General features: G+C 66.9%; 1 protein-coding gene. It reads left to right on the forward strand.

Annotated elements, in window-relative coordinates:
* Positions 1-11,009, forward strand: an 11,009-nt coding sequence (locus ACREB4_RS20830; RefSeq protein WP_431590157.1) for an amino acid adenylation domain-containing protein, incomplete at both ends; no start/stop codon positions are given.

An 11,009-nucleotide genomic window follows, 5' to 3' on the forward strand; every position in this document is an offset into this window, starting at 1 on the left:
GGCGGTGACTCGATCATCAGCCTGCAGATCGTGGCGCGCTTGCGCGCGCTGGGCTGGAAGGTCACGCCGCGCCAGATGTTCGAGCGGCAATCGCTGGCGCAACTGGCCATGGTGGCCGAACCGGTGCAAGCCAAGAAGAAGGGCCCGGCCCCCGTGAGCCAGGCCGAAGGCGAAGTGGCCTTGCTGCCCATCCAGGCCGGGTTCTTCGAGCGGGAAGTGCCGGCGCGGCACCACTGGAACCAGGCCGTGCTGCTGCACAGCCAGGAGGCGCTGGCACCCCAGCACCTGCGCCCTGCGCTGAAGGCGCTGGTGGCGCAGCACGACAGCCTGAGGCTGCGTTACACCCAGGCGGCCGACGGATCCTGGGCACAGCGTTACGAGCCCGTGTCCGACGACCAATGGCAGGAACTGCTGTGGGTGCGCAAGGCGCGCAGCGCGCAGGACATCGAAAGCCTGTGCGAAGAAGCGCAGCGCAGCCTGGACCTGGCCCAAGGGCCCTTGCTGAGGGCCTTGGCCATCGAGGTGGGCGACGGTGGCGGCTGGCGGCTCTTGCTGGTCATCCACCACTTGGTGGTCGATGGGGTGTCCTGGCGCATCCTGCTGGAGGACTTGCAAGTGGCGTATGGGCAAAGCCAGGCCGGGCAGGCCATCGGCTTGCCGGCCAAGACCAGCAGCTACCGGGATTGGGCCCTGGCCTTGCAAAGCCATGCCCAGACCCTGGGCGATGAACTGGACCATTGGCAGGCCCTGGCTGGTGTGCCGGTCGAACTGCCGGGCCACGACCATTCGCCCGCCCCTGACACCGAAGCCCACCGGGCCACCGTCGAACTCAAGCTGGACGCCACGCTGACCGGCAAGCTTCTCAAGGAAGCCCCCGCGGCCTACCGCACCCAGGTCAACGACCTGCTGTTGACGGCATTGGGCCGCGCCCTGTGCACCTGGAGTGGCCACGATCAAATCCTGATCGACCTGGAAGGCCACGGCCGCGAAGACCTGTTCGACGACATCGACCTGTCGCGCACGGTGGGCTGGTTCACCAGCCTGTTCCCGGTCGCGCTGGATGCCCGTGGCGCACCCGGCGAGGCCCTCAAGCGCGTCAAGGAAAGCCTGCGCAACATTCCCGGCAAAGGCTTGTCATTTGGACTCCTCAAGCACTTTGGCACCTTGGCGCAACGGCAGGCCATTCGCGCATTGCCACGGCCTCGTGTTGCCTTCAACTACGTCGGGCAGATCGATGGCGCGGGCCCGGCACGGTTGCTTTGGCCACTGGCCGACGAGTCCAGCGGTGCTCAATTCGACCCATCCTCTCGGCCCAGCCATGAACTGGTCGTCGAAGGACGCGTTCACGGCAGCGAACTCAAGCTGGGCCTGAACTTCAACCCATCCCGCCATGACCGGGCAGCGATCATTCGCCTGGCGGACCAACTTCGGGAAACGCTGACCACCCTGATCACGCATTGCACCAGCGGTGAGCAAGGCAAGACGCCCTCCGACTTCCCGCTCGCCAAGCTGACGCAGGCGCAACTGGACCAGTGGCCCGTCTCGCCTGGCTTGCTCGAGGACATCTACCCCCTGTCACCCATGCAGGAGGGCATGCTGTTCCACAGCGTCTATGGGGCGCAAAGCGACGCCTATGTCAATCAATTGAGGGCGGACATCGGCGGGCTGGACACCGACCGCTTCAAGGCGGCATGGCAGGCCGCCATGGCACGGCACGAGGTGCTGCGCACGGGGTTCATGCAAGGCGAACAGGCTTTGCAATGGGTGACGTCATCGGCGCAACTGCCGCTGGCCGAGCATGATTGGCGGGCGCAGGGTGAAGGCGCCGCGCAGGCGCTTGACGACCTGGCAAGGTCCGAGCAGGCACGGGGCTTCGACCTCGGTCAGCCACCGTTGATGCGGCTGGTGCTGGTGCGTGTGTCCGACAAGCAGCATCACTTCATCTGGACGCAGCACCATCTGCTGCTGGACGGCTGGAGCACCTCGCAGCTCCTGGGCGATGTGTTCAGGCACTACGGCGGGCACGCGCCCACGGCGCCAGGCAGCCGCTACCGCGACTACATCCAATGGCTCCAGCAGCAGGATGCGCAATCATCCAACGTGTATTGGCAGCAAAGGCTGAGTGTCCTGGCGCAGCCGACCAAGCTGGTGGACAGCCTGCCCACGGTCCGCCAGGCCGGTGCCGGGCATGGCGAACACGCGGCCACGCTGGGCGCGGACCAGGTCGAACGACTGGTCAAGGTGGCCCGCACGGAGCGGATCACCGCCAACACCCTGATCCAGGCGGCCTGGGCCTTGCTGCTGCAAAGCCAGCTTGGCCGCGAAGCCGTCTGCTTTGGCTCGACGACCGCAGGGCGGCCCACCGCGCTGGCGGGCATCGGCCAAACGGTCGGCCTGTTCATCAACACGATCCCGGTCGTGGCAGCGCCAAGGCCCGAGCAGGGCGTCGGTGATTGGCTGCGCGAGCTTCAGGCCCAAGGCGCGGCATCGCGGGAGCACGAGCACACGCCGCTGGCACAGGTCCAGCGCCAGTTCGATGCCCAGGGCCGGTCCTTGTTCGACTCGATCATCGTGTTCGAGAACTACCCGCTGGACGAAGCCTTGAAGCAGGGTGCCGATGGCGGCCTGAGCTTCAGCGGCGTGCGCACGGCCAATGGCAACCACTACCCCTTGACCCTGCGTGTGCGGCTGGGTGAGCAACTGTGCCTCGACTACCTGCACGACCGCGCGCACATCGACGAGGCCACCGTTCGGCGCCTGGCTGGTCGGTTTGAAGGTCTCCTCGTCCAATTGATCGGGGTGGTGACCCACCGGCCCGGCACCTGCGTCGGTGCCTTGCCATGGCGGGATGCCTCCAAGGATGCCGCGTTCGAGGTGCCAAGTGAGAACGTGCTGACCTGGTGGCGCCAGTCCGTCCAACGCACGCCACGAGCCCTGGCCGTCATGGACGAGGCCGGCAGTTTGAGCTTTGGCGAACTCGATGCCCTCAGCGACCACCTGGCCGCGGATCTGCGTGCCCGTGGCGTCGCGGCAGAGGTGCGCGTGGGCGTGCATGCGCAACGGTCGCTGGCCATGGTGGTGGGCCTGCTGGGCGTGCTCAAGGCGGGTGGCGTGTACGTGCCGCTGGACCCGGCGCTGCCCGCGGACCGGCTGGCCTACCAGGTGAAGGACAGCGGCGCGGCGTGGCTGTTGAGTGCCGAGCCCCTGGCCTGGGCGCCTGGCGTGCCCGTGTTGCCCTTGGACTTGACGGCGGCCGTCGGGCAAGCCGGGCAGGGCCTGGGCGAGTTCGACGGCCACCCCGCTCAATCGGCCTACGTGATCTACACCTCAGGCTCCACCGGCCAGCCCAAGGGTGTGGTGGTGAGCCATGGCGCCTTGGCCAACTACGTCCAGGCCGTGCTGGCGCGGATGGACCTGCCCGAGGATGCCCGAAGCATGGCCATGGTCTCGACCGTGGCGGCCGACCTGGGCCACACGGTGTTGTTCGGGGCCTTGTGCTCGGGGCGACTGCTGCACCTGGTCTCGGCCGAGCGCGCCTTCGACCCGGACCGGTTTGCCCAGTACATGCGCGACCACCAGGTCGATGTGCTCAAGATCGTGCCCAGCCACCTGCAGGCACTGATGCATGCAGCCCATCCTCAGGATGTGCTGCCCGCCCGGCGCTTGATCGTCGGTGGCGAGGCCACGACCTGGGCATTGCTCGACCGCGTCATGGCCCTGCGTCCCGGCCTCCAGGTGCTCAACCACTATGGGCCGACCGAGACCACCGTCGGCATCCTCACGCAGGAGGCCGCGCTGGCCGGCCGTGATGTGGGCTCTTTGCCCGTGGGCCGGGCCTTGGCCAACAGCCAGGCTCATGTGCTGGACGCCTGCCTGCAACAGGTGCCCGTGGGCGCGGCGGGCGAGCTCTACCTGGGTGGCGCCGGCGTGGCGCGCGGCTACCAGGCCAGGGCTGGCCAGACGGCCGAGCGCTTCATCGCCAGTCCCTTCGGCGATGGGCAGCGCCTTTACCGCACCGGCGACCGGGTCAGGGTGCTGGACGATGGCAGCCTGGCTTTCTTGGGGCGTGTGGACGACCAGGTGAAGGTGCGCGGTTACCGGGTGGAGTTGCGAGAAGTGGCCCAGGCCATGCGGTCCCGGCCCGGTGTGGCAATGGCTGAAGTCATCGCCCGCGAGACGGCCGATGGCCGCACCCAACTGGTCGCTTATGCGGTTGCACAGCCTGGCGAGCCACTGGACGTGGCCGCCTTGCGCGAGGACCTGTCGCGCACCTTGCCCGAGTACATGGTGCCTTCGGCCATCGTGGAGATGGCGTCGCTGCCGCTGACCGCCAATGGCAAGGTCGACCGCAAGGCGCTGCCCGATCCCGAGCAGGCGCCGCGGCAAGGACACGCCGCGCCGCAAGGCGAGACCGAGCAGGTCCTGGCGGAGATCTGGGCGCAGGTGCTGCGGCTGGAGCAGGTGGGGCGCCACGACAACTTCTTCCAACTGGGTGGGGACTCCATCCTCACTTTGCAAATCATCGCGCGGGCCCGCAAACGCGGGCTCAAGATCACACCGAGGCAACTGATGGAATTGCAAACAGTCGCCGCCATCGCGGTGGAGACGGCCGGGGTGGACCCTGTGGCCGCCGCGGCGTCGGCCATTGCCGCGAGCGCGGCAGCCGAGTTGGACCGGCAAGGCGGGTCCTTCGACCCGACCCCTGTTCAGCACTGGTTCTTCGAGCAGCGTTTCGATGAACCTCACCACTGGAACCAGTCCTTGATGCTGGCCGCGGCCGAGGTGGTGGAGCCAGCCCGGGTGCGGCAAGCGGTCGAGCAGGTGGTGGCGCACCACGATGCGCTGCGGCTGGGCTTCGAGGAACGCGCTGGCGCCTGGCACCAGGCCTGTGCGCCCGCCACCGATTTCGCCTGTTTCGAACGCCTGGATTTGTCCGCGGAACGCCAGGTGGCGCCCGCCATCAAGGCGGCGGCGGACCTGGCCCAACGCAGCCTGAGCTTGAGCCGTCCTTTCAAGGCGGTGTGGATGGACCTGGGCGCGGGCCGGGCGGGCCGCCTTCTGCTGGTCGCCCACCACCTGGTCGTCGACGCGGTCTCGTGGCGGGTGATCCTGGAAGACCTGCAGACGGCTTACCGGCAACTGCGCGAAGGCCAGGCGGTGGACCTGCCGGCGCGCACCAGTTCCTTCAGGGACTGGTCGCAGGCGCTCCAGGAGCACGCCCAAAGTGCCGCGCTCCTCGCCGAGTTGCCCTACTGGCAAGCCGTGGCCGGCATCGCGGAGCCACCCTTGCCCGGCGATGCCTCGGGCAGCAACCTCGTGTCCGATGCGCGCACCCTCGACACGACGCTCGACGAAGAGCGCACCGAGCAGTTGCTCATCGAAGTGCCCCAGGCCTACCGAACCCAGATCAACGACGTGCTGCTGACGGCGCTGGCCCGCACCTTGTGCAATTGGGCCGAACGCGACAGCGTGCTGGTCGAGCTGGAAGGCCACGGACGCGAGCCCTTGGATGAGCGCATCGACCTGTCCCGGACCGTGGGCTGGTTCACCACCTTGTTCCCCGTGCGGCTGACACCGGCGAGTCCCGAGCTGGGCGCCAGCCTCATGGCCATCAAGGAGCAACTGCGCCAGGTGCCCGCCAAAGGCCTGGGCTATGGCGTGCTGCGCTACCTGACGGAAGCGGGACGCTCTTTGGCCGATGCGGCCTATCCGCAGGTCACGTTCAACTACCTGGGCCAGTTCGACCAGAGTGTCGACGCGGACGCCGTGTGGCGCCTGGCCCGTGAGCATTCGGGCCAGCAACGCTCGCCCACCAGTCGGCGCCGGACCTGGCTCGATGTCGGGGCGGTCATGCACCGGGGCGAACTCCGCCTGAGCTGGACATACAGCGCCGCCATCCACGACGAGGCGACGGTGCGCGACCTGGCCGAGCGCTTCCAGGCGGAACTGGAAGCCCTGATCGACCATTGCATCGGTGGTGCGCAGGGCGTGACGCCTTCGGACTTCCCCCTGGCCAAGGTGACGGGCGAGCAACTGGCTGGCCTGGCTTTGCCGGCCTCCAACGTCCAGGACATCTATCCGCTGGCGCCCATGCAGCAGGGCCTGCTTTTGCACACGCTGGTCAACCCCGGCTCGGGCATGTACCTGATGCAGGACCGCTACCGTTTCGATTCGGAGATCAACGTCGGGGCCTTCACGCAGGCCTGGGACCGCGTCGTCGAACGCTACGAGGTCCTGCGCACGGGCTTTGTCTGGCAGAACGACGAGATGCCGCTGCAGGTGGTGCACCGCTCTGTGCCTTCCGCCGTCCAATGCCTGGATTGGCAAGGCGTTGACGAGGCCGAGGTCGAGCGCCGCATCGAAGCCTTGCTGCAAGAAGAGCTGTCCACCGGTTTCAACATGGCCGTGCCGCCGCTCATGAGGGTCCGCCTCATCCGTGTGGCGCAGGCCCAGTTCTACGTGCTCCAGAGTTTCCACCACATCCTCATGGACGCCTGGTGTCGTTCACTGCTGCTGCGCGAGTTCTTCCTGCATTACGAAGCGGCCCGGCAGGGGCAGGTCGCCGACCCCGCCTTGCCCAGGCCTTACCGAGATTTCATCGCCTGGCTGCAGCGCCAGGACGAAGACGCCTCGCGCGCCCACTGGCAGGCGGAGCTTCGGGACGTCGACACGGTCACCCCGATGCCTTACCAGCGCCAGCAAGCCCGTTCGGACGCCCTGGCGACGGTCGCCGACGCCAGCCGTGCCTTGACCAAGGCGCAAACCGCCGCGCTGCACCACTTTGCCCACCAGCACCAGCTCACCGTGAACACGGTGGTGCAGGGCGCCTGGGCCCTGTTGTTGGGCCGGCTGACGCAATCGGCACAGGTGGTGTTTGGCGTCACGGTCGCCGGCAGGCCGCTGGAGCTCACCGGCATTCAGGAGACGGTGGGCCTGTTCATCAACACCATCCCCTTGCGGGTGGAGTTGCCGCCGCCCGAGGTTCCCGTGGTCGGGTGGCTGCGCGATCTGTTGCTCAAGAACCTGGTCATGCGCCAGCACGAGCACTTGCCATTGGTCGAGATCCAGGCCATGAGCGGTGTGCCGCGTGGCCGCGGCTTGTTCGACAGCATCTTCGTGTTCGAGAATGCGCCCGTCGACGACAGCGTGACCGGCAAGGCGCAAGACCTGAAAGTCTCGTTCAAAGGCAACCGCACCCACACCAACTATCCCTTGACGGTGGTGATCGCGCCCGGTGAATCGCTGGTGCTGCAGTTGTCTTACGACGCCCGGCTTTTCGAGGCGGCCGACGTCGATCGCCTGGTGGCCAACTTCCACCACCTGCTCATGCAGATGATCGACAACCCCGGGGGCAAGGGACACGAGCTGACCTTGCTGCCCGATTCAGCGCGCCAGTGCTTGTTGTCGCAAGGCCAAGGCACCCAGGCCGACCATCCCTTCGAGCAGGGCCATGCCGAACTGTTCCGGGCGCAGGCGCGCCTGCATCCTGCACGCACGGCAGTGCGCTGCCTGGACCGCGCACTCAGTTATGGCGAGCTGGATGCCGTGGCGAACCGCATTGGCCATGGCTTGCAGCAGAACGGTGTCCGCTCGGACTGCGTGGTGGCCATGTACGCCGACCGTGGGCTCGAATTCCTGAGCACCGTCCTCGGGGTGTTCCGGGCTGGTGGTGCCTACCTGGCCTTGGACCGCAAGCACCCCGCACAACGCCTGGCCGCCATCCTGGCTTCCAGCCAGGCCACCGTGGTGGTCACCGTGGCCGCCCTGGTTCCCGAGCTGGAGGCCGTTCTATCAACGTGGGCGACTCCCCCCAAGGTGCTGGTTCACGAAGAACTCGTCGCCATGGTCGCGCCGGAAGGCTTCTCACCTTCACCGACCAGGCCCGATCAGGCGGCCTACGTGATCTACACCTCAGGCTCCACCGGTGAGCCCAAGGGCGTGGTGGTCACCCAGGCCGGCATGCTCAACAACCAGTTGAGCAAGGTGCCCTACCTGGGCCTGGGGCCGGACGACGTCATCGCTCAGACGGCCTCTCAGAGTTTCGATGTCTCGGTCTGGCAATTGCTGGCCGGTTTGCTGTGCGGTGCCTGTGTGGACATCGTGCCCGATGACATCGCCCGGGATCCAGAGGCCTTGCTCCTGTGCGCGAAAGACCGTGGCATCACCGTGCTGCAAAGCGTGCCGTCGCTGATCCAGGCGATGCTGTCGTCCCCGGTGGTGCCCTTGCCAGCCTTGCGCTGGCTGCTGCCCACGGGCGAAGCATCGACGGCCGAGATGGCGCGCCAATGGTTCGAGCGCTATCCCGCCGTGCCCTTGGTCAATGCCTATGGTCCGGCCGAATGTGCTGATGATGTGTCCCTGCACTTGGTGAATGGTCCGCCAGACCGGCACGAGCACCTGCTGCCCATCGGGCGCCCGACGGACAACACCAGCTTGCTCGTGCTGGATGACCAACTGGACCTGCTGCCCCCGGGTGTGGCCGGCGAGTTGTACGTGGCCGGTGTGGGGGTGAGCCGTGGCTACCTGAACCAGCCCCGGCTGACCGCAGAGCGCTTCGTTCCGCACCCCTTGTCAAGCGAACCTGGTGCGCGGCTCTACCGCACAGGCGACGTGGCACGGTGGCGTGCCGATGGCGTGCTGGAGTACCTGGGCCGGGCGGATCAACAAGTCAAGATCCGCGGACAGCGCCTGGAACTGGGCGAGATCGAGGCCCAGTTGGCCCGCTTCGACGCCATCCATGATGTGGCCGTGACCGTTCATGAAGACGAGCACGGCGAGCGTTGGCTGGTCGGACATGTCGTGCCTGCCGATCCGTCTCTGGCCGAAGCGGGCGCACCAGGCTTGCCGGCCTGGCGGGAATCCTTGCGGAGTCACCTGAAGGATCTGCTGCCCGCTTACATGATCCCAAGCTTCTGGGTGCCTTTGGCGAACCTGCCATTGAACGCCAATGGCAAGGTTGACCGGAAATCGCTGTCCCTGCCAGAAGCCTCCTTGTCGAGAGACGTTCACGAGGCGCCACAAGGCGAGGTCGAAGAGACCATGGCGCTCATCTGGGCCGACGTGCTCAGGCTCGACAGGGTGGGGCGCCAGGACAACTTCTTCGAACTGGGCGGCCACTCGCTGATGGCCATTCAACTCATGGAGCGCGTCAGGCGCCATGGTTGGGCCATGGAGGCTAAAACCATCTTCCAGCATCCACGCCTGGCCGATTTCGCCAAGGCTGTGGCCGGGGCGCGGAGCCTGGACCAGCCCGAGAACCCGGTGCCCCCCAATGGCATCCCCGAAGCTTGCGAAGCCATCACGCCGGACATGCTCACGCTGGTCAAGCTGGAACCAGGGCACATCCAGGCCATCGTGGATGCGGCGAGCGGTGCCGCCAATGTCCAGGACATCTACCCTCTGGCACCTTTGCAGGAAGGCATCCTCTTCCACCATCTGCTGCGTCCCCATGGCGATCCCTACATCCTGCCTTACCTGATCGCGTTCGACACCACGGCGCGGCTGGAACGTTTCATCGCCAGCCTCAACCAGGTGATTGCACGGCATGACCTGATGCGCACGGCGGTATTGTGGGAGGGGCTGCCCGAGCCGGTGCAGGTGGTGCACCGGCATGCCGAAGTGCGGATCGAATGGTTGACGGTGGCGGAGCTGGGTGAACCCCAGGCACCAGCCGACGTGGCCAAGTCCCTGGGCGCCTACCTGCGCTCCGAACGATTCCGCATCGATGTGCGCCAGGCGCCCATGATCCGTGCGCTGGCCGTTCGGGACGAGGCACACGGCCGCTGGCTGCTGCAACTGCCCAGCCATCACCTGGTGCTGGACCACACCACGCTGGAACTGCTGAGCCAGGAGATCGCATTGGTTCAGCAAGGCCGGTGGGCAGAACTACCGACGCCGGTGCCTTTCCGGGGATTCGTGGCTCAGGCCCGCCTGGGGACCGCGGTGGCGGCCCACGAGGCCTTCTTCAAGCAGACCCTGGGCACCTTGACCGAGCCGACAGCCCCTTACAACCTGCTGGAAGTGCAGGGCGATGGCTCCCGGACCGACGAGGCATTGGTGCCATTGGACGAGGAACTGGCACGCCATGTGCGCCAGGTGGCGCGCAGCCACGGCGTGAGCCCGGCGTCGGTTTTCCACTTGGCCTGGGCTTCGGTCCTGTCCAAAAGCAGTGGGCAGGATGACGTGGTCTTTGGCACCTTGCTGTTCGGCCGCATGCAGGGTGGTGGCGACGTGGCGCGCGCCGTGGGCATGTTCATCAACACCTTGCCCATCCGCATCCAGCTGGGCTCGCGCGGCATCGCGCAATGCCTCAAGGAAACGCACACCGCCTTGACCGAGCTCTTGCAGCACGAGCATGCCAGCCTGTCGCTGGCGCAACGCTGCAGCGGCCTGCGCAGCGGAACGCCCTTGTTCTCGGCGATCCTCAACTACCGCTACAGCCTGCCCAACGAGGCCCGGGACGACGGTGTCTGGGAGGGGGTGGAGGTCCTGGGGGGCGAAGAGCGCACCAACTACCCCTTCACCCTCTCCGTCGATGACCAGGGCGAAGGCTTCAAGCTGAAGGCCCTGATCGACCGTGCCATCGGTGCGCGGTGCGTGTGCGACCACGTGCAGGCCGCGCTTCGCTGGCTGGTCGATGCCTTGTTGAACCAGTCCCACCAGCCGGTGGGATCGGTGCAACTGCTGAACGCTGAAGAGTCCTTCAAGTTGCGAAGCTGGAGCGTGAATGGACAGGTGCGTCCGGATGGCAGGCCGGTGCACGAGCTGATCGAAGCACAGGCTGAGGTCCGACCAGACGCCGTGGCCGTGGTCTTCGGCCAGGCGCAGCTGAGCTACGGCGAACTCAACGAACGGGCCAACCGCCTGGCCCACCGGCTGTTGTCCCTGGGCGTGGTGCCGGACACCGCGGTCGGCATCGCGGCCGAGCGTTCGCTGGAGATGGTGGTGGGCCTGCTGGCCATCCTGAAGGCCGGTGCCGCCTACGTGCCCATCGACCCCGAGTACCCGCC

Origin of the sequence: Aquabacterium sp., from assembly GCF_050725395.1 — a bacterium.
Classification (GTDB): domain Bacteria; phylum Pseudomonadota; class Gammaproteobacteria; order Burkholderiales; family Burkholderiaceae_C; genus Aquabacterium.